Source organism: Exiguobacterium sp. N5, from assembly GCF_025842465.1.
GTDB lineage: Bacteria > Bacillota > Bacilli > Exiguobacteriales > Exiguobacteriaceae > Exiguobacterium > Exiguobacterium profundum.
In genome coordinates this window covers 1-17,973 of record NZ_JAPAEP010000008.1, presented here as the reverse complement: position 1 = coordinate 17,973, position 17,973 = coordinate 1, and the positions used below count along the sequence as shown (strand labels likewise).

At 47.5% G+C, this 17,973-nt stretch carries 15 protein-coding genes, 3 tRNA genes, 1 other RNA gene and 1 other annotated feature; of the genes, 14 read left to right on the top strand and 5 right to left on the bottom strand.

What is annotated here, in order from left to right; translation table 11 throughout:
- Positions 1 to 207 precede the first annotated feature (207 nt).
- Positions 208 to 1,671 (top strand): IMP dehydrogenase, encoded by a 1,464-nt coding sequence (guaB, locus tag OKS35_RS15250; protein WP_074035270.1) that lies wholly within the window; start codon positions 208 to 210, stop codon positions 1,669 to 1,671.
- Positions 1,672 to 1,711: 40 nt separating this feature from the next.
- Here the strand turns inward: guaB and OKS35_RS15245 are convergent, their stop codons facing one another.
- The 3 genes from OKS35_RS15245 to OKS35_RS15235 all read right to left on the bottom strand — a co-directional run bounded on the left by OKS35_RS15245 (position 1,712) and on the right by OKS35_RS15235 (position 7,295).
- On the bottom strand, positions 1,712 to 5,134 hold the full coding sequence (locus OKS35_RS15245) for an alpha-amylase family glycosyl hydrolase (protein WP_264093418.1): 3,423 nt from the start codon (positions 5,132 to 5,134) through the stop codon (positions 1,712 to 1,714).
- 140 nt (positions 5,135 to 5,274) lie between these two features.
- Positions 5,275 to 5,895, bottom strand: coding sequence for a class A sortase (locus OKS35_RS15240; RefSeq protein ID WP_196431818.1), 621 nt, complete (start codon positions 5,893 to 5,895; stop codon positions 5,275 to 5,277).
- Positions 5,892 to 7,295, bottom strand: a complete 1,404-nt coding sequence (locus OKS35_RS15235) for a PLP-dependent aminotransferase family protein (protein WP_159563186.1) — start codon at positions 7,293 to 7,295, stop codon at positions 5,892 to 5,894. The genes OKS35_RS15240 and OKS35_RS15235 overlap by 4 nt, the downstream gene beginning before the upstream one ends.
- 288 nt (positions 7,296 to 7,583) lie before the next feature.
- On the opposite strand from OKS35_RS15235, the gene pdxS reads away from it, so the two are divergent.
- The 7 genes from pdxS (at position 7,584) to OKS35_RS15200 (ending at position 12,425) form a co-directional block, all read left to right on the top strand.
- Positions 7,584 to 8,474, top strand: a complete 891-nt coding sequence (pdxS, locus tag OKS35_RS15230) for a pyridoxal 5'-phosphate synthase lyase subunit PdxS (RefSeq protein ID WP_012727762.1) — start codon at positions 7,584 to 7,586, stop codon at positions 8,472 to 8,474.
- A 1-nt stretch (position 8,475) separates the two neighbouring features.
- Entirely contained in the window at positions 8,476 to 9,054 is a 579-nt protein-coding gene (gene pdxT / locus OKS35_RS15225) for a pyridoxal 5'-phosphate synthase glutaminase subunit PdxT (RefSeq protein ID WP_074035275.1), read from the top strand.
- Between the two features lie 85 nt (positions 9,055 to 9,139).
- The gene (locus OKS35_RS15220; RefSeq protein ID WP_214785162.1) at positions 9,140 to 10,387 is read left to right on the top strand and encodes a D-alanyl-D-alanine carboxypeptidase family protein; all 1,248 of its coding nucleotides are present in this window, start codon (positions 9,140 to 9,142) and stop codon (positions 10,385 to 10,387) included.
- 18 nt (positions 10,388 to 10,405) lie between these two features.
- Positions 10,406 to 10,614, top strand: a binding site (T-box leader).
- Positions 10,615 to 10,665: 51 nt separating this feature from the next.
- The gene (gene serS / locus OKS35_RS15215; protein WP_012727759.1) at positions 10,666 to 11,949 is read left to right on the top strand and encodes a serine--tRNA ligase; all 1,284 of its coding nucleotides are present in this window, start codon (positions 10,666 to 10,668) and stop codon (positions 11,947 to 11,949) included.
- A 138-nt stretch (positions 11,950 to 12,087) separates the two neighbouring features.
- Positions 12,088 to 12,178 (top strand) — tRNA-Ser (locus tag OKS35_RS15210).
- A 37-nt stretch (positions 12,179 to 12,215) separates the two neighbouring features.
- A tRNA-Ser gene (locus tag OKS35_RS15205) sits at positions 12,216 to 12,306 on the top strand.
- Positions 12,307 to 12,335: 29 nt separating this feature from the next.
- A tRNA-Ser gene (locus OKS35_RS15200) sits at positions 12,336 to 12,425 on the top strand.
- 120 nt (positions 12,426 to 12,545) lie between these two features.
- Here the strand turns inward: OKS35_RS15200 and OKS35_RS15195 are convergent.
- Positions 12,546 to 13,217: a deoxynucleoside kinase gene (locus OKS35_RS15195; RefSeq protein WP_074035276.1), complete on the bottom strand. Its 672-nt coding sequence runs from the start codon at positions 13,215 to 13,217 to the stop codon at positions 12,546 to 12,548.
- A complete protein-coding gene (locus OKS35_RS15190) occupies positions 13,214 to 13,849 on the bottom strand; it encodes a deoxynucleoside kinase (RefSeq protein WP_012727757.1) in 636 nt (211 codons plus the stop codon). The genes OKS35_RS15195 and OKS35_RS15190 overlap by 4 nt, the downstream gene beginning before the upstream one ends.
- 121 nt (positions 13,850 to 13,970) lie before the next feature.
- On the opposite strand from OKS35_RS15190, the gene tadA reads away from it, so the two are divergent.
- From tadA to OKS35_RS15160, 6 genes are all read left to right on the top strand, one after another.
- Positions 13,971 to 14,471, top strand: a complete 501-nt coding sequence (gene tadA / locus OKS35_RS15185; protein ID WP_159563183.1) for a tRNA adenosine(34) deaminase TadA — start codon at positions 13,971 to 13,973, stop codon at positions 14,469 to 14,471.
- A gap of 53 nt (positions 14,472 to 14,524) precedes the next feature.
- Positions 14,525 to 14,792, top strand: an RNA gene (gene ffs / locus OKS35_RS15180) — signal recognition particle sRNA large type.
- A 94-nt stretch (positions 14,793 to 14,886) separates the two neighbouring features.
- On the top strand, positions 14,887 to 16,563 hold the full coding sequence (dnaX, locus tag OKS35_RS15175; protein WP_031424060.1) for a DNA polymerase III subunit gamma/tau: 1,677 nt from the start codon (positions 14,887 to 14,889) through the stop codon (positions 16,561 to 16,563).
- A gap of 14 nt (positions 16,564 to 16,577) precedes the next feature.
- A complete protein-coding gene (locus tag OKS35_RS15170) occupies positions 16,578 to 16,895 on the top strand; it encodes a YbaB/EbfC family nucleoid-associated protein (RefSeq protein ID WP_012727754.1) in 318 nt (105 codons plus the stop codon).
- Positions 16,896 to 16,917: 22 nt separating this feature from the next.
- Positions 16,918 to 17,517, top strand: a complete 600-nt coding sequence (gene recR / locus OKS35_RS15165) for a recombination mediator RecR (protein WP_012727753.1) — start codon at positions 16,918 to 16,920, stop codon at positions 17,515 to 17,517.
- The gene (locus OKS35_RS15160) at positions 17,514 to 17,738 is read left to right on the top strand and encodes a YaaL family protein (RefSeq protein WP_214785167.1); all 225 of its coding nucleotides are present in this window, start codon (positions 17,514 to 17,516) and stop codon (positions 17,736 to 17,738) included. Before recR ends, OKS35_RS15160 begins: the two co-directional genes overlap by 4 nt.
- Positions 17,739 to 17,973: the final 235 nt, after the last annotated feature.

Genomic DNA, 17,973 nt, shown 5'->3' with positions numbered 1-17,973 from the left:
ACGTTCATAATGAAATCGAACTTCATATTCTGCTCGTTCACACGATGAAATTCCGAACAATTTTAATGTTATTTAAGTTAATGAACACAATTCTGAACTTTCTGAACATCGGGAATTGAATTGCACTTTTACGTTATACCTGTTACCATTACAGAAATATTTCGAAACAAAGATGTAGGTAGAACGAGAAAGGGGCCATCAATTTTTATGTGGGAAAATAAGTTTGCAAAAGAAGGTTTAACATTTGATGATGTATTACTCGTACCACGGTTTTCAAATGTTTTACCACGTGACGTTGATTTAAGCACGAAGCTCTGTGAAGGACTCGAATTAAATATTCCGATCATCAGTGCCGGTATGGATACCGTTACTGAAGCCCCAATGGCGATTGCTATGGCCCGTCAAGGTGGTTTAGGTGTCATTCACAAGAATATGTCGATGGAAATGCAGGCTGAGCACGTCGATCGCGTAAAGCGCTCAGAAAATGGTGTCATCACAAACCCGTTCTATTTAACTCCAGACCGTCAAGTGTACGATGCAGAATACTTGATGAGTAAGTATCGTATTTCGGGCGTCCCAATCGTCAACTCAGAAGATGAACGTCAATTGATTGGTATTTTAACGAATCGTGATCTTCGCTTCATCAAAGACTATTCGACGGTAATCAAAGATGTCATGACGACAGAGAACCTCATCACAGCAAAAGTGGGTACATCGCTTGAAGAAGCCGAGCGTATCCTTCATCAACATCGCATCGAGAAACTTCCACTTGTCGATGAGAACGGTGTATTAAAAGGTCTCATTACGACGAAAGATATCGAAAAGGTCGAACAGTTCCCGAACGCAGCAAAAGATAAGCAAGGTCGTCTTCTTGTCGCAGCTGCAGTCGGTGTGACGAAAGACGCGGCTTCACGTGCTCAAGTGTTGGTTGAAGCAGGTGTGGATGCATTGGTTATCGATACGGCACACGGTCACTCAGCTGGCGTACTTGAAAAGGTTCGTGAGTTACGTGATATGTTCCCATCCCTTCCAATCATCGCAGGGAACGTGGCAACAGCAGAAGCGACGCGTGCATTGATTGAAGCAGGAGCATCCGTCATTAAAGTTGGGATTGGACCAGGCTCGATCTGTACGACACGTGTCGTCGCAGGTGTCGGTGTTCCGCAAATCACAGCAGTCTATGATTGCGTGATGGAAGCGAAAGAGCACGGTGTCTCAGTCATCGCTGACGGTGGAATTAAGTACTCTGGTGATATCGTCAAAGCCATCGCCGCTGGAGCCAATGCAGTCATGCTCGGAAGCTTGCTTGCGGGTGTGAAAGAGAGCCCAGGTGAAATGGAAATCTATCAAGGTCGTCAATTCAAGACATACCGTGGTATGGGATCAGAAGCATCGATGAAACGCGGAAGCCAAGATCGTTACTTCCAAGAAGCAGACAAAAAATTCGTTCCTGAAGGTATCGAAGGTCGCGTCGCGTATCGCGGTGAACTGGCTGACACGGTCTATCAATTGATCGGTGGTCTTCGTTCAGGTATGGGGTATTGCGGCGCTGCCGACATTCGTGCCCTTCGTGAAGATACACAGTTCATTCGTATGACAGGTGCTGGACTCCAAGAGAGCCACCCACACGATGTCAACATTACAAAAGAAGCACCAAACTATTCACGTTAATGAAAAAGCCGCCATCCTGTTCACTCAGGATGGCGGTTCTTTATTTGCGTTTCTCGACTAAAATGACGGTACCTCCCTGATCTTGAGCAGGAAGTGAGACGGTCACCTTCCCGTCTTTTTGAACAGTGTATGATTTGCCGCTATAGCGGTCAATCAAAATAGTCTTCGCCTTATACGACGTCTTAAATGAAACGGTTTGTGCTTTCTCTTTCGTGTTCAATCCGACGAGAACGGACTGTTTGCCGTAGGCCCGCTCAAAAATCGAGTAACCAGAATTGGCATTCACAGAGACGGATGATCGTGTTCCTTTACTGAATACGTGAGAATAGTCTGCACGGATATTCAATAGTTTTTGGTAATGCGTATGCATCGCTTTCCCTTCTCCTTTGACACGTGACCAGTCAAAGTCATAGCGGTTCTCATTGAACTCACCTTTATCCATATCCCCTGCATGTTTCCCAGATTGCCCGACTTCTTCTCCGTAATAGATGACCGGTTGACCTTTGGCCGTAATCTGAAGGGCGGCAGCGACCATTTGCTTACCTGTGTCTCCATCTGCGCGCGAGACGAGGAATCCATCTTCGTCGTGGCTACTTAAGAATTGTCCAAGCGTTGCTTCATTCGATAATTGGTTATTCCGATATTGGAGCGATTTTTCTACATCTTCAATGTTGCCGTTTACGAATCGCTCGGCCTGGTATTTAAAATCGAAGTCGAGCAAGGAATCCATTTGTCCACTCCGCAGATAACCGCCTGTATTGTTGATGCTGGCTCCATAGTGTTCGCCGATGAGTTTGAAATCTGGCTTGATTGTTGTCAGCTCATTTTTGAATGATTTCCACGTCGTTGAATCTACATGTTTGACCGTATCGACACGGAAATAGTCGATCGTATTTCCTTTTTTCGTTTTCGAACGTTTGATCCAATCCGTCTGCCATTTGACCAATTGCTCCCGCACGGCCGCTTCCTCGGTCTTGAAATCAGGAAGACCAGATAAGGACATTCTGAGGTCGTCCCCATCGACCGGATTCTCGCGAATCATGCCATCGAATACTTGTCGTTCTGCATCCGTCGGGAAATTCGTGACGGCTGAACTTGCACCTGGTTCCATGCCGTAGCCTGGATGGTTCAAGACGACATCGACCATAATTTTGATGCCACGCTTATGCGCCTCGTCAATCAATTTATGGAATGCGGCCATATCTCCAAGGTGTTCATCAAGTTTTTCAAAGTTTTTCGCCCAATATCCGTGATAGCCATATTGAGACCCATCTTTCCCATAACGCAAATCCCAATCGATGTTATCCACAATCGGTGTAATCCAGATTGTATTGATGCCTAAGTCATCTAAATAATCGAGTTTTTTTGTGACACCCGCAAAGTCTCCACCATGGTACGATTCCAGATGGTCTTTATCATAGTACTCACGGTTCGGATTATCATTGGACACGTCCCCGTTATAGAAGCGGTCGGTTAGCATGAAGTAGATTCGTGCCTCATCCCAATCAAATGCTTGTTTCTCTTTCATCGATTTCGGAACGACACGGATGGTGGTCTTCGAGCGATGGACATTTCCATACTGGTCGACGGCTGTGACAGAGAGCGTCTTGTTTCCTGGTTTGATCGTATCTTTCACCGCAATGGTTTGAGCATTCAATGCACGGTCGATGTGCAACTTAGCGGGTCCTCCGAGAGGTCGTGCATCGATATAGAGTTCACGAAGCGTCACTCCCTTCGGTAAGGTTGGTTTTACCCGTAGGACGGCATTTTCTCTGGAGCTAATCGCTTTTGGACTGACTGAAGAAGTGAGTTTGACGGTCGGTTGGCGATACTCGATTTGAGAAGCCTCAAAGTACGGATCCTTCACTTCAGTCGTCACCCCGTCTTTTGTGACGAGGTACGTGTAATCATGAACGCCTTCAGGCAAACGCACTGTGTGGCGGAACCATTCGTTTTCAGGCTCATACGTCATCGGATAAGTTTCATCATTGATTTTGAGTGCGACCTGTTCGATTTCATTCATTTTTCCGGATTCATAGAGTGCTACATCGCGGTAGAAGAAACTGATCCCGTCTGTACCGTACACTGGTCCGTTGACTGTCGGAACTTGATGGAACACACCTTTGCCGCTTTCGACGAGGACCTTCGTGACACGGTCTTCTCCGAGCGTGACGTATCTGTCTTCTCCGTATGCGTCCTTCACAGCCCAATCCGTTCCTTTTCGGATCACAAATCCGACTTTGGTGGCGTCTTGGCCAACGGGGATTCGGAAGATGGCTCCGTCCTCCGTGATGCGATACGGGTCAACTTGGCCGTCTTTTTTACCGGTGCTCCACGTCCACAAGTTCCAATCCGTATAATCTCCATCCGCGCGGACATACTTCATCTCGATATAACGAGTCGTTTCCCATGGATCGGCGAGCTTGGTTGCCGTTTTGAACGAAGTCGTCAAGGCAGGGAGTGACGTGTTGGAAATCGTCCCTGTCACCGCATCCGCTGGGATGGTCGCCGTATATGACGTGTCGAGTGCGAGTGCCTCTTTCGGCTGAAGTGTCACGGTCGAACCGTTCGTTGTCACGTCGACCGGGATTTTTGTCTCTCCTTGTTGAAGCGTGACTGCTTCAGTATCGAGACGGACAGGTTCGTTGAACGTCCATGTGATTGGGGTAGACACATCCACGTCGATCGAGGATGAAGCCGGGGTCACCGAAACGACCTCAAGCTGATCAATCGTCTCCACCCCATTTAACGTGAACGGGGCACTATATACGGATTGCGTCGACGGAGTAGCAGCGACGTTCCAGCTGTTCGCCAGTTGGTTGGCCGCGTTACTTGGAATCGTATCGAACGCACCATGCTCTCCTGCATTATTGCCGCTCAATACAGTCAAGGCACGAACTTGGTCTCCATTGTTTAGCCCGAGTAAGGATAATGGAATCTTTCCTTCGAATCCTTTCGTCCGGTCCACTGCGAAAGCCGCACCGTTCAATTGGTTCAATTGTAAGAGTGGGGTATCCTGTCCGGCCTTATAAAGGGCGGCCTCTTTGACTTTTTGATCGCCATCGACACGAACGAGAACATGATATTGAGGTGCCTTGTCGACGCCTGTAAAGTCGAATGGGTATCCGAGTGGATTTTCAGAGACGCCAGAATCTTCATCGTTAATTTGAAGGGCGATGTTAATGTATTGTCCGTTGTCGCCCCAATTCGGGACATTGTTCGCATCTACATAAAAATAAAGATGTTGAGCATCGTTTTGTATGTATAAATCACCGACATCAAATCCTTGCCAACCCGTAGCCGGGGAAGTCGCAAGGGCTGGGATCGAGCTCCAGTCTGTTTTCAATCCATCCATCGTCATCATGGTCGGTTCGGCCAATGCGTTCATCGGGACACCGGCTTGAATGAGTAATGCTCCGGAAAGGATCAGCGTTGAAGCCTGACGAGCGGTTGTTTTTTTCATGAGGCACCTCTTCCTGTCAAATGGATTTGCACACTTTTATGCAAACGTTTTCAAGAATAGTTTATCGGAACTTGAAAGCGCTAACAATATGTTTTTGAAAAAATAATAAACCGCCTCTCCTATTCTGAAAGGAGAAGCGGTCAAGAGGATGAGGCGACAAGCTTCCCTTTTACAATCAGGCGCTCTGTCGTATCGAACGTACACGTGATTAACGTGATGGTTGGGGTTGAGGTGACATCTAATACATCGACGCGTTCAGGAGAGACGGTTTCAAGCGAAGTGACTACATACTCGTACGTTTGCGTTTCATCTTGAAGGTAGATCGTGGCACCGACCTCGATTTCATGGAGCGGTCCGAATAGGGCAGTTGCTCGTTGTAGGTAGTGGCCGGCGAGCGCGTAGTTCCCTTTGCCCATCTCTTGTTCAGGATGCATCGTTCCGGTGCCTACCGCGAGACTTTCATTGTCCAAGCCTTTCATGATGGGAAGTTTCAGTGAGACATCGGGAATTGAAATCACGCCGATTGTCGGCAAATTATGAAACCGATTGCGCGCTTGTAGGACGTCCGATACAGAGAGCGGACTGACGGCTTTAAAATTATAACTTGGATCAAATTCGCTCTCTTCTTGAAATTCCATCTGTTCCACCACGTATTCACTCGTCGAACTAACAATGGCATTTTCCCAAATTGGACTCGTCAAAAAGAGGATGCCGCTCCCAATGAGTAAAAGTCCGATGAGCCACCGGATACGTCGATTCATGACTTCCCTCCTTTTGAAACTTCCCACGCAAGCATCAACTGAACGATCACGTCAGGTAAAGTCGACTCAGACAAATGCGCAAACCCGAACAGAAATTGCTTGTGGGAGTCCGGATGCACGATACGATAGTCGTTCATGGATTTAATGGCGATTCCGGCGGATTCGGCGGACCGCTTCAATTCTTGCTCTGTTCGCTCGGTCGCGATGGTCAACACGACGTGCAATCCGGCACTTGCTCCGGTCACGGTGACGGTCGGTTCGAATGGTCGGAAGGCGGAGAGGACACTTTCTAACTTACGACGGTATATTTTTCGCATCCGGTTCAAATGCTTCTCAAAGTCACCGCTCGACATGAATAAGGCCAACGTCTGTTGTTCGAACCGGGGAACGCTACAGGTGAAATACTGGTGTCGTTCCCGGTAACGGTTTAACAAGGGTGTCGGTAAGACCATATAGCCGATGCGTAAGGATGGCATGAGAGATTTTGAAAACGTACTGATATAGATAACCCGTTCGTTCGGGTCCATGCTCTGCAGTGACGGAATCGGCTTGCCGCTATAGCGAAACTCGCTGTCGTAATCGTCTTCGATGATATACGTCTGATGGACGAGTGCCCAATTTAACAAACGTTGCCTTCGACTGACAGACAGGACGGTCCCTGTCGGAAATTGATGAGCAGGTGTGACATATAGTGCATCGATTGCATGACGCTCGAGCTCATTCACACAAACACCACTATCGTCTACGGGAATAGGAATCGACGTGCGTCCTTGTTGTTCGAACAACAATCGCGTGAGCGGATAACCAGGGTCTTCGATCCCGAAGATAGACGAGTCCGGTAATAGATTCAAGAGTTGTGGCAACAGCTGTTCCGTACCGGACCCGACGATGATCTGTTCTGGTGAGCACTGTACGCCACGGGAGTGATAAAGATATGTGGCGATTTCTTGGCGTAATTCTAGATCTCCTTGAACAGAACCTAACGCAAGTAATTCATGATTCACGTCATCGACGACATGTTTGATGTGTCGCTTCCATCGTTCAAACGGGAAGGCAGTCGTGTCGATTTGACTCGGGGAAACATCATAATCATATGTCTTTCGCTGAGGGGCTGGTGTGATGGTACTACTCGAGCGCCGGACGTACAGTTCCTCTTGAGGTAACACATAAAATCCTTTTCGAGGAATGGACTCGATGTATCCTTCGGCGAGTAACTGGGCATACGCGAACTCGACCGTGGTCTGCGAGACATCTAAAAATTGAGAGAGCTTACGCTTTGAAGGTAATTTGGTTCCTGTCTTTAACGTATCGTCGAGGATGGCATCCCGAATGTGTTTATACAATTGCTCGTAAAGCGGGATGGACGATTCTTGATCAAGCGATAAGGTAAGCATATCCATGGTGTGACGTTCCTTTCTTTACGAACCAAAAAAGAAGTAGAGCATAAACCCAAGAATAATGATGAAAGAGACAATCCCGGGTGTCCCGAATGAGGCACGATGACCCCCATCAAACGAATCGCGGTTTAACATACGTACTCCTCCTTTATACTTCAACAGGTTCGTGATAGATGAAATAGAGTCCTTTATTTAAAACTGACCACTTTAAATAATGAGAAACTGGCACTTTTAATATAGTCAATTCAACTTATACTAGCAAGTAGAACACGAATCAATGGAGGGATTTCAATGGAAAAGAGACAAGTAGGGACAGATAAAGTAAAACGTGGGATGGCTGAAATGCAAAAAGGCGGCGTCATCATGGACGTCATCAACGCTGAACAGGCGAAAATCGCTGAAGCTGCCGGTGCTGTGGCTGTCATGGCGCTCGAACGTGTACCATCAGATATCCGTAAAATGGGTGGCGTTGCCCGTATGGCTGACCCGACAATCATCGAAGACGTCATGGGGGCAGTATCTGTGCCGGTTATGGCAAAATGCCGGATCGGGCATATCGCTGAAGCACGTGTCCTCGAGTCGATGGGGGTCGACTTCATTGACGAGAGTGAAGTGTTGACACCAGCCGACGAAGAGTTCCACTTGTACAAGCGCGACTATACGGCGCCGTTCGTATGTGGAGCACGTGACCTCGGTGAAGCAGCCCGCCGTATCGGTGAAGGGGCAGCGATGATTCGTACAAAAGGGGAGCCGGGAACAGGGAACATCGTCGAAGCGGTTCGTCATATGCGTACAGTCCAAGCTCAAGTGAAACGTCTCTTGTCGATGAGCGTAGATGAGGTCATGACAGAGGCGCGCGACCTCGGTGCACCGTTTGAAGTATTGATGCAAATCCGTGAAGCGGGCCGTCTGCCGGTCGTAAACTTCGCAGCAGGTGGAATCGCGACACCAGCGGATGCTGCCTTGATGATGCACCTCGGGGCAGATGGAGTCTTTGTCGGATCTGGTATTTTCAAAGCGGAGAACCCAGAAAAATTTGCACGTGCCATTGTAGAAGCAACAACGTATCACGATGACTATGAGCGAATCGCACACTTGTCAAAAGGATTGGGTGAGGCGATGAAAGGACTCGACGTCCGCACACTCAAAGAAGAAGAACTCATGGCACCACGAGGCTGGTAAGATGGTAACGATTGGCGTATTAGGAATGCAAGGTGCGATTCGTGAGCATGTTCGCATGCTGGAAGCGCTCGGTGCTCGAACCGTTGTCGTTCGCTCGGTAGAAGACTTGGAGTCAATTGACGGACTCGTGTTACCAGGTGGAGAGAGCACGGCAATGCGTCGACTACTCGATCGTTATGGATTACTTGAACCACTTCGAGAGACGGAAACGTTACCAATGTTCGGCACATGTGCCGGCATGATTCTTCTCGCGAACGAAGTCGAAGGGTATGACGCCCACTTGAAGAAAATCCCGATGACAGTGAAACGCAATGCGTTCGGACGTCAGGTCGACAGTTTTGAAGTCGACCTTCCAGTGAAAGGAATCGATGAGCCAGTCGAAGCGGTCTTTATTCGTGCCCCACAAGTGGCACGTGTCGAACCGGAAGTAGATGTGCTCGCTGAAGTGGAGGAAGCGATTGTGGCGGTCCGTTACAATCAGTATCTGGCTTGCTCGTTCCATCCCGAATTGACGGATGACCTCTCGTTACATCGCTATTTTATCGAGATGGTCAAAGCGAATCAGAGTCAACATGTATAAGTTTGAGGGACCTCGCAAAAAGGGGGTCCTTCAAACTTATTTTTTGTTACACTGAACAAAGAAGCGTACAGAAAGGGGAAACGATGTGAAGGCCCGTTATTTCATCATATTGCTCACTGTCGTATTCGTCATACAGACCATGTTGCCATCGGCTGCCTCTGCGGCCGCTCCGAAAGTGGATGCAGCAAGCGCGATGCTTGTAGACGTGACGACAGGACAAGTTCTATTTGCCAAACAAGAAGATTCGATGCTTCAGCCGGCTTCAATCACGAAGCTGATGACTGCATTTTTGACGCGTGAGGCGATTCAGGCAGGGAAACTCAGTTGGACACAAGAAATCACACCGAGCGATGCTGCTTTGGCGTTGACGAGAAAGCCGGGGTTGGCACGAATCCCGCTGTTAAATAAACCATATACCGTCAAAGAATTATACGATGCCGCGTTGATTCGTTCAGCGAATGAAGCGGCCGTAACGCTCGGGGAGGCCGTATCCGGTTCGGAAGAGGCATTCGTCAAAGAGATGAATCGCCGGGCTGATGAATTAGGGATGACGCAAACGACGTTCGCGAACGCCTCAGGACTCGATTCTGAATCCGCTGGCCTACCGGGAGACAACTTGACGTCTGCTAAGGACTTGATGAAGCTCGCGATCGTGTATTTGACGACGTATCCGGAAGTGCTCGACGTGACGAAGCGGGCATACGTGGACGTCGACGGTGTTCGATTTGATGCGACGAATCGCATGCTCGCTAATCGTGACCTCGCTTATCCGGGAATGCTCGGCTTCAAGACAGGCACGACGAATGAGGCGGGATATTGTTTCATCGGCGTATCCACACGGGATGGGCGTACCGTTTTGTCGGTCGTCCTCGGTGCAACATCGGACGAGGGACGTTATGCAGCAACGAAAGCGCTACATGATTATGCTTATGCGGATTTCGTGATGACCCCAATCTTGCGGATGGGGGAGACAATCTCCAAGATGGCAACGGTCTCTCAAGGCGAGGAAGAGCAAGTCGCGGTCCGAACGACGAACGACTTTGAAGTATTAGTCGAAAAAGGAAAACCCGTACCGGAGCCCGAATATGATCTGCTTGATTTAGAGGCTCCGATTAAGGCTGACACACAGGCAGGCATGGTCACCATCGATTCTTCGGAGAACGTACGCTATTTAGAGGGAGAGGCTCCTCCTAAGATGGCACTTGTTACAGCGGAGTCGGTCGATACCGCCTCGTTCTTGACGAGAATAACGCGAGCTTTTTTGGATTTCCTCGATCAAATCCGCCTCGCACTTGGAAAAATCAGTCTTGTCGAACAAGTTGAGATGTTGTAAAGTAAGATTAATTCAATGACAGATGCGATGATGAGAATAAGTACGTTACGTACGTCTACTGACAGAGAGCTAGTGGTTGGTGCAAACTAGTGAGATGACGTGACCGAATCGGCCTCGGAGCATTGACTTGGAAACAAGTCACGTTCGCACACGTTACGTGCATCGAGTGGCTCAAACATTTGGGCAACGAGGGTGGCAACGCGGATCCAAGGTGGTTCGTCCCTTTCCTACGGGAAAGGGACGTGCCACCTTTTTTATATGAAAAAGGAGGAATAGCAATGTTAGACATTAAACGTTTGCGACAGGATTTTGAAGGGATTAAAGAAAAGTTAGCTCACCGGGGGGAAGACTTGAGTGCACTTGACCGCTTCCCACAACTAGAGGAGAAACGTCGTGACTTGATCAACGAAGTCGAAGTGAAGAAAGCGAAGCGCAACGAAGCGACAAAACAAATCGCTGAATTGAAGCGGAACAAAGAAGATGCCGAAGGTCCGATTTTAGAGACACGTCGCCTCGGCGATGAAATCAAACTGTTGGACGAAGAGTTACGCGAAGTTGAAGCAGAACTCAACTTGATTTTACTCAGCATCCCAAATATCCCGCACGAATCAACACCAATCGGCGAAACGGAAGACGACAACGTGACGATTCGCGAAATCGGGACAAAGCCTGAGTTTGATTTCGAGCCTAAGCAACATTGGGACGTGATGGAAGACCTTCAAATCGTCGATGTCGAGCGCGCTGGAAAAGTAACAGGTAGCCGCTTCGTCTTCTATAAAGGATTAGGCGCTCGCTTAGAACGTGCCCTCATCAACTTTATGATGGACCTTCATTCAGATGAGCATGGGTACGCTGAAGTGTTACCTCCTTACATGGTCAATCGAGATTCGATGACAGGAACGGGTCAGCTTCCTAAATTTGAAGAGGATGCATTTAAAGTAGCGGATACGAACTACTTCCTCGTTCCGACTGCTGAAGTACCGGTCACGAACATGCACCGTGAAGAAATTCTTCCGGAAACACAACTTCCAATCGCGTATACTGCATATAGTGCAAACTTCCGTTCTGAAGCTGGGTCAGCGGGACGTGACACGCGTGGGTTGATCCGTCAGCACCAATTCAATAAAGTCGAGCTCGTCCGCTTCGTAAAACCGGAAGAGTCTTATGAGCAATTGGAACTGTTGACAGGTCATGCTGAAGAAGTCTTAAAACGTCTAGGCCTTCCTTATCAAGTGCTCAGCATGTGTACGGCAGATCTCGGATTCACTGCCGCGAAAAAATACGATATTGAAGTATGGATGCCGGCACAAGGGGTCTATCGTGAAATCTCGTCTTGCTCAAACTTTGAAGATTTCCAAGCGCGTCGTGCGGGAATTCGTTTCCGTCGTGACGCCAATGCGAAACCTGAGTTTGTGCATACGTTGAACGGTTCAGGTTTGGCGGTCGGACGAACGGTCGCAGCGATTCTTGAAAATTATCAACAAGCGGATGGATCGGTCGTGATTCCAGAAGTTCTTCGTCCTTACATGGGTGGAAAAGAAAAGATTGAAATGCCGAACTAAACGCTTGAGCAGCCTCGATTTTGAGGCTGCTCAATTTTTTTAATGTTTTTTCACAAAAGGGTTTGACATCTGTCTCTTCAGTTGGTACTATAAATCATGTCGAGCGACACTGTTGCTCACGAATTGCATATGAGCTTTGGAGGTGTACCCAAGTGGTTTAAGGGAACGGTCTTGAAAACCGTCAGGGGTGTAACAGCCTGCGTGGGTTCGAATCCCACCACCTCCTCCATTTCTTTTTTGGAGGCTCACACAACTTTATATCTTTTGGAGGTGTACCCAAGTGGTTTAAGGGAACGGTCTTGAAAACCGTCAGGGGTGTAATAGCCTGCGTGGGTTCGAATCCCACCACCTCCTCCACTTTCTTTTTTTTACACTTTTTTAGGCCTGGAGTTGTACCCAAGTCCGGCTGAAGGGGACGGACTCGAAATCCGTTAGGAGTCGCAAGGCTCGCGTGGGTTCGAATCCCACCAACTCCGCTTTCAATCGGGCATCTGCAGAGGCAGATGCATTTTTTGTATCCACAGACATAAGCGCTGTGGATTTTTTTATGCACAAAAAGAAGGATTACGCTTTCGTTGGCGCAATCCTTCTATTGATTATCTCACTTTTGCTTCGCGTGCAATCGTGAGTTGCTTTTCAATTTTCTCAAGAATGAGTTCGACTGAATCTGGGTCGTTGATGAGGTCATACTCTTCGATCGAGAGACGCAATACCGGGCACAGGTTGAAGTTGTTGATCCATTCTGTGTAGCGGGTGTACATCTCTTCCCAATAAGCGATTGGTGTTTGCTGTTCCATCTCGCGACCGCGCATCTGAATGCGTTCGAGTACTTGTTCGAACGAACCTTCAAGATAGATTAATAGATCCGGGTGCGGGAAGAACGGTGTCAACACCATTGCCTCGAACAAACTAGAATACGTTTCGTAGTCTGTTGGTGACATCGTCCCTTTTTCATAGTGCATCTTGGCGAAGATGCCTGTATCTTCATAGATTGAACGATCTTGGATGAAGCCGCCACCGTATTGGAAGATTTTCTTCTGTTCTTTAAAACGTTCTGCCAAGAAGTAAATTTGAAGATGGAAGCTCCAACGTTCGAAATCATGATAGAATTTATCGAGGTAAGGGTTGGTATCTACTTTTTCGAGAGACGTTCGGAAATTCAATGCATCGGCTAACGAATTGGTGATCGTTGATTTCCCGATCCCGACCATTCCCCCGATTGTAATGATTGTATCGTTCGGGATGTTATATTTATCAATCAGCTTCATTTTATTTGGGCTCCTTTAGTTAATTCTAATTCACGCTCAATCGTTTTTAGGACATGAGTCAAGTCGTCCGGATTGTGTACAAAGTCGAGTTCATCCCCACTGAACGAGAGAATCTTCACTTCTGGATGGGCCGCGCGATACGATTCAACAAACGTCTCATAGTCGTGAGCAAGTTGTTCGAGGTAATCACGAGACATATTTTCTTCCACTTCACGTCCACGCAAGGCGACTCGTTTCATTAATGTCTCAATGCTGGCATGTAAGTAAATGACGACATCAGGTTTCGGCATATCATGTGTCAAAATCTTATAAATCTGCTCGTACTTGTTCAAATGTGCCGGTTTCAGCGAACGGTGAGCAAAAATCAAGTTTTTGAAAATATGATAGTCCGAAACGACGGATTGTTGCTGACTCAAGTGGTGTTTGTGAATATCATCCAACTGCTTGAATCGATTGCACAAGAAGAACATTTCCGTTTGGAAACTCCATTCTTCGATATCTTCATAAAACTTGCCGAGAAATGGGTTCTCTTCTACAATTTCATTCAGCATCTGCATCGAGAAATGCTGACTGATGATATGGGCCAGTGATGTTTTCCCGACACCAATCGGTCCTTCTACCGTTATAAACATATGATGTCATCCTCCATTATCCAAAGTGCAAGTTCCATTCTAGCACACAATACGAGCGATATGGCGAGGGATTTGATTTTCATTTTTTTTCATAGTTTTAAATAAGAAATGAGGTGAATCGATGGAACGTGATGAGCGATTTATGCAGTTGGCCATCGAAGAAGCGAAGAAAGCAGAAGCCATTGGCGAGGTGCCGATTGGTTGTGTAATCGTAAAGGGAGACCAGGTGATTGCAACTGGGCACAATCGTCGTGAGACAGATCGTCTGGCGGCAGCACACGCCGAAATGATTGCGATTGAAACGGCTAATGAAATGTTAGGGAATTGGCGATTAGAAGACTGCGAACTATACGTTACCCTTGAACCGTGTCCGATGTGTGCGGGCGCAATCGTGTTGTCTCGCGTGAAACGTGTCATTTTCGGTGCCCACGACCCGAAAGGTGGATGTTGCGGGACATTGATGAACTTGGTGCAGGATGAGCGATTCAATCACCAAGCTGAAGTGACAGAAAATGTTTTAGCAGAAGAATGTGGACAGCTCCTGACAGATTTCTTCCGAGCGCTTCGGGAAAGGAAGAAACAAGACCGACTCAATCAGAGAGGTTGCAACCCAACCGATTAAACAGTATAATGTAATAGCACTCGAGATAGTGCCTAATTTCATTTACCCATTTGCCGTGCTAGGTGGGGAGGTAGCGGTGCCCTGTCACTCGCAATCCGCTGTAGCGAGACTGAATCCCGATTCGAGGGAGTGCGCTGGTGTGGTCTGCCTTATGTAAGTGGCGTTGACGTCTGAGTCCTGCGCAACGGTCACCCATGAACCAGGTCAGGTCCGGAAGGAAGCAGCCTTAAGTGGTGACGTACCGTGTGCCGCAGGGGTGCTTGGGCTGAGCAAACTGCATGAGTAACGCATGTTGACGTGCTTTCAGAAATCGGTGCGCGGCAGATTTATTTTATAACTTCAATCTATGGCCCCCGGGCTGTAGATTTTTTTGTATGATGAGATAGAGAAGAACAGTAGGGAAGGAGGCGAACTCATGGCGTATCAAGCGTTATATCGTGTATATAGACCTCAATCGTTTCAAGAGGTCGTCGGTCAAGTCCATATCACACGTACGATTCAAAATGCTCTGTTAGAGGAGCGGATGTCACATGCGTACCTATTTTCCGGCCCACGTGGAACGGGGAAGACGAGTTTGGCGAAAATCATCGCCAAGGCAATCAACTGTGAAAGTGCGCCGACACGTGAACCATGTAACACCTGTCCGACGTGTATCGCCATCACGGAAGGGACAAGTCCCGACGTGTTTGAAATTGATGCCGCATCGAACAACGGAGTTGACGAAATTCGGGAGATTCGAGACAAAGTCAAATATCCGCCGTCCCAAGGGCGTTACAAAGTATACATCATTGATGAAGTGCATATGTTATCGACCGGTGCATTCAACGCGTTGTTAAAGACGCTTGAGGAACCACCGGCACATGCGATATTCATCTTGGCTACAACAGAACCACATAAAATTCCGGCCACGATCATTTCCCGCTGTCAGCGATTCGATGTCAAACGACATGAAGTGAGTCAATTGCAAACGCGGATGGCCTATATTTTGAACGACCAAGACCATGACTACGATCCGGAAGCGTTGAAACTCATCGCACGTGCTGCCGATGGCGGGATGCGAGATGCCCTTAGCTTACTTGATCAGGCGCTCGCATTCAGTGATGGGCGGTTGACGGAAGAAGCGGTGTTAGAAGTCACGGGTGCCGTGACGGATGAAACGTTGCTCGACATGGCGTATGGTCTCCAGCGAAAAGAGTTAAATGCCATTTTGAGTACGCTTGAATTGATGTTACGTGAAGGGAAGGACTTGAAACGTTTCATCGAAGATTTAGTGTTCGTTCATCGGGATGCGTTACTCTTGAAAGCATCTCCACAAGCAGCTGACTTATTGGAACGTGCTCGTCCGACTGACGAGTTTCGTCAGTTCGTCGAAGCGACTTCAACGGATGAATTGTTCCAAGTGATTGAAGAGCTCAATGATTGCCAACAGCAGATGAGGTTATCTAACCATCCGAAAGTGTTGGTGGAGTTAACATTCATCCGGATCGCGGAACAAGGCCGTACAATTAGTGAGCAAATGACACAACTACAAGATCAAGTGCGTGAACTGAGCCGTGAATTAAATGAAGTGAAGAAGAATGGTGTTGTCGTGACAGGTGGAGAAGCAGAAAAGCCGAAGCCTGCTCCGAAACGGACACAAATCCGGGTGCCTAAAGAACGGATTCGCCAACTCTTGCAACGGGCCGAACGGCAGCATTTGAATGCGATTCGCGACAGCTGGGGAGATATCATGACGAATATTCGGATACAAGATGGTCCGATTTTCGCTCTCTTCTATGAAAGTGAAGCTGTCCTTTGTGCAAGTGACACCTTACTGGTACAATTTAAAGATGGAATGACATGGCACTATGAACAAGTGAGTTCAAATGGTCGTACGCGCGATGTGATTGAACAGGCGTTATTCGAAGTGACGGGGATTCGTCGCGAAATCATGGCGGTGCTTGAGACGGATTGGAATGAACTAAAAAATGAGTTCATCCTTCAAAAACAAGCAGAACGAACGGAACAAGTCGAAGAGCCGGAAACCGAGGATCCGCTAGTTGCGCAGGCGATGGAACGTTTTGGCGATGTCGTTGAAATCGAAGAAACATAAGGGAGGCGCTCTGAATGCGTGGAATGGGAAACATGAACAACATGATGAAACAGATGCAAAAGATGCAAAAAGATATGGCGAAAGCTCAAGAGGAATTAAAAGAGTTATCGGTTGAAGGAACAGCGGGAGGCGGCATGGTGAAAGTTGTCGTCAGCGGTCATAAAGAAGTTTTAGACGTCATTATTGCTGAAGACGTTGTCGATCCGGACGATGTGGATATGTTACAAGATCTCGTCTTAGCAGCAATCAATGATGCAATGAAACAAGCGGATCAGCTTGTGAATGATAAGATGGGACGTTTCACACAAGGGATGAACCTCCCAGGCTTTTAAGTGAAGAAAGGATCGATGCGAGTTGCAATACCCTGAAGCCATTGGACGATTGATTGAGAGTTTTACGAAGTTACCTGGGATTGGACCGAAAACTGCGGTACGTTTAGCATTCCATGTATTAGATATGGAAGAAGACGATGTGTTGACGTTCGCGAAATCTCTCGTGAGTGCGAAGCGTGACATAAAGTATTGTACCGTGTGTGGCCACATCACAGATATTGATCCGTGTGCAATCTGCAAAGACTCACATCGGGATGAAACGGTGGTTTGTGTGGTTCAAGACTCAAGAGACGTGATTGCTATGGAGAAGATGCGGGAATACAGAGGGAAGTATCATGTTCTTCATGGAGCCATTAGTCCAATGGAAGGGATTGGTCCAGAGGATATTAATGTTTCAAGTTTGCTGACACGTTTACAAGAGAACGAGTCGATTCAAGAAGTGATTTTAGCGACCAACCCGAACATTGAAGGGGAAGCGACTTCGATGTATTTATCGAGACTACTCAAACCGACGGGAATTCGCGTGACGCGTCTTGCCCATGGTTTACCAGTCGGTGGAGATTTGGAGTATGCGGATGAAGTGACATTATCTCGGGCGATGGAAGGTAGAAGAGAGCTATGAAATGGTTTCGTAAGTCGTTAAGAGATGATTATGATCAACGACTACTGACTGAGTTGCTAGAAGCTAAGGTTAAGTTTGAATCGAAACGTCGGATTCTTGAAGTCAGCATAGAGGACACGGGAGAGCTAGCTGCTCAAGTGAAGCAAGCGGAAGCTCTCTACTTCTTCTATTTGAAAGAAGCAAAGAAGCGAAATGTTTCGTTATCGTCTCTTCGTTCTTAAGGCGACGCCGATGGCGCGCCTTCTTTATTTTTAGTCCTATATAATGAAAGAAAAAAATCGTTTTGGTTGAACAAATGAAGTTTTTATATATTTCTCTAATCTTTTTAACAAAAAGGGTTGCGTGGTTATTATTTTACTGATATATTAATAGACGTCGCCGAGATAAGCGACGAAGAAAACAAAAAATATTTTTAAAAAGTGGTTGACCTTTTGTTCTCCACTTGGTAAGATATTT

Excerpts from the sequence above, each read along its gene's own strand:
- OKS35_RS15240 (WP_196431818.1), bottom strand. The coding sequence starts at position 5,895 with ATGAATCGACGTATCCGGTGGCTCATCGGACTTTTACTCATTGGGAGC.
- OKS35_RS15195 (WP_074035276.1), bottom strand. The coding sequence starts at position 13,217 with ATGAAGCTGATTGATAAATATAACATCCCGAACGATACAATCATTACA.
- serS (WP_012727759.1), top strand. The coding sequence starts at position 10,666 with ATGTTAGACATTAAACGTTTGCGACAGGATTTTGAAGGGATTAAAGAA.
- pdxT (WP_074035275.1), top strand. The coding sequence starts at position 8,476 with ATGGTAACGATTGGCGTATTAGGAATGCAAGGTGCGATTCGTGAGCAT.
- pdxS (WP_012727762.1), top strand. The coding sequence starts at position 7,584 with ATGGAAAAGAGACAAGTAGGGACAGATAAAGTAAAACGTGGGATGGCT.
- guaB (WP_074035270.1), top strand. The coding sequence starts at position 208 with ATGTGGGAAAATAAGTTTGCAAAAGAAGGTTTAACATTTGATGATGTA.
- dnaX (WP_031424060.1), top strand. The coding sequence starts at position 14,887 with ATGGCGTATCAAGCGTTATATCGTGTATATAGACCTCAATCGTTTCAA.
- OKS35_RS15170 (WP_012727754.1), top strand. The coding sequence starts at position 16,578 with ATGCGTGGAATGGGAAACATGAACAACATGATGAAACAGATGCAAAAG.
- OKS35_RS15245 (WP_264093418.1), bottom strand. The coding sequence starts at position 5,134 with ATGAAAAAAACAACCGCTCGTCAGGCTTCAACGCTGATCCTTTCCGGA.
- tadA (WP_159563183.1), top strand. The coding sequence starts at position 13,971 with ATGGAACGTGATGAGCGATTTATGCAGTTGGCCATCGAAGAAGCGAAG.
- OKS35_RS15235 (WP_159563186.1), bottom strand. The coding sequence starts at position 7,295 with ATGGATATGCTTACCTTATCGCTTGATCAAGAATCGTCCATCCCGCTT.
- OKS35_RS15160 (WP_214785167.1), top strand. The coding sequence starts at position 17,514 with ATGAAATGGTTTCGTAAGTCGTTAAGAGATGATTATGATCAACGACTA.
- OKS35_RS15190 (WP_012727757.1), bottom strand. The coding sequence starts at position 13,849 with ATGTTTATAACGGTAGAAGGACCGATTGGTGTCGGGAAAACATCACTG.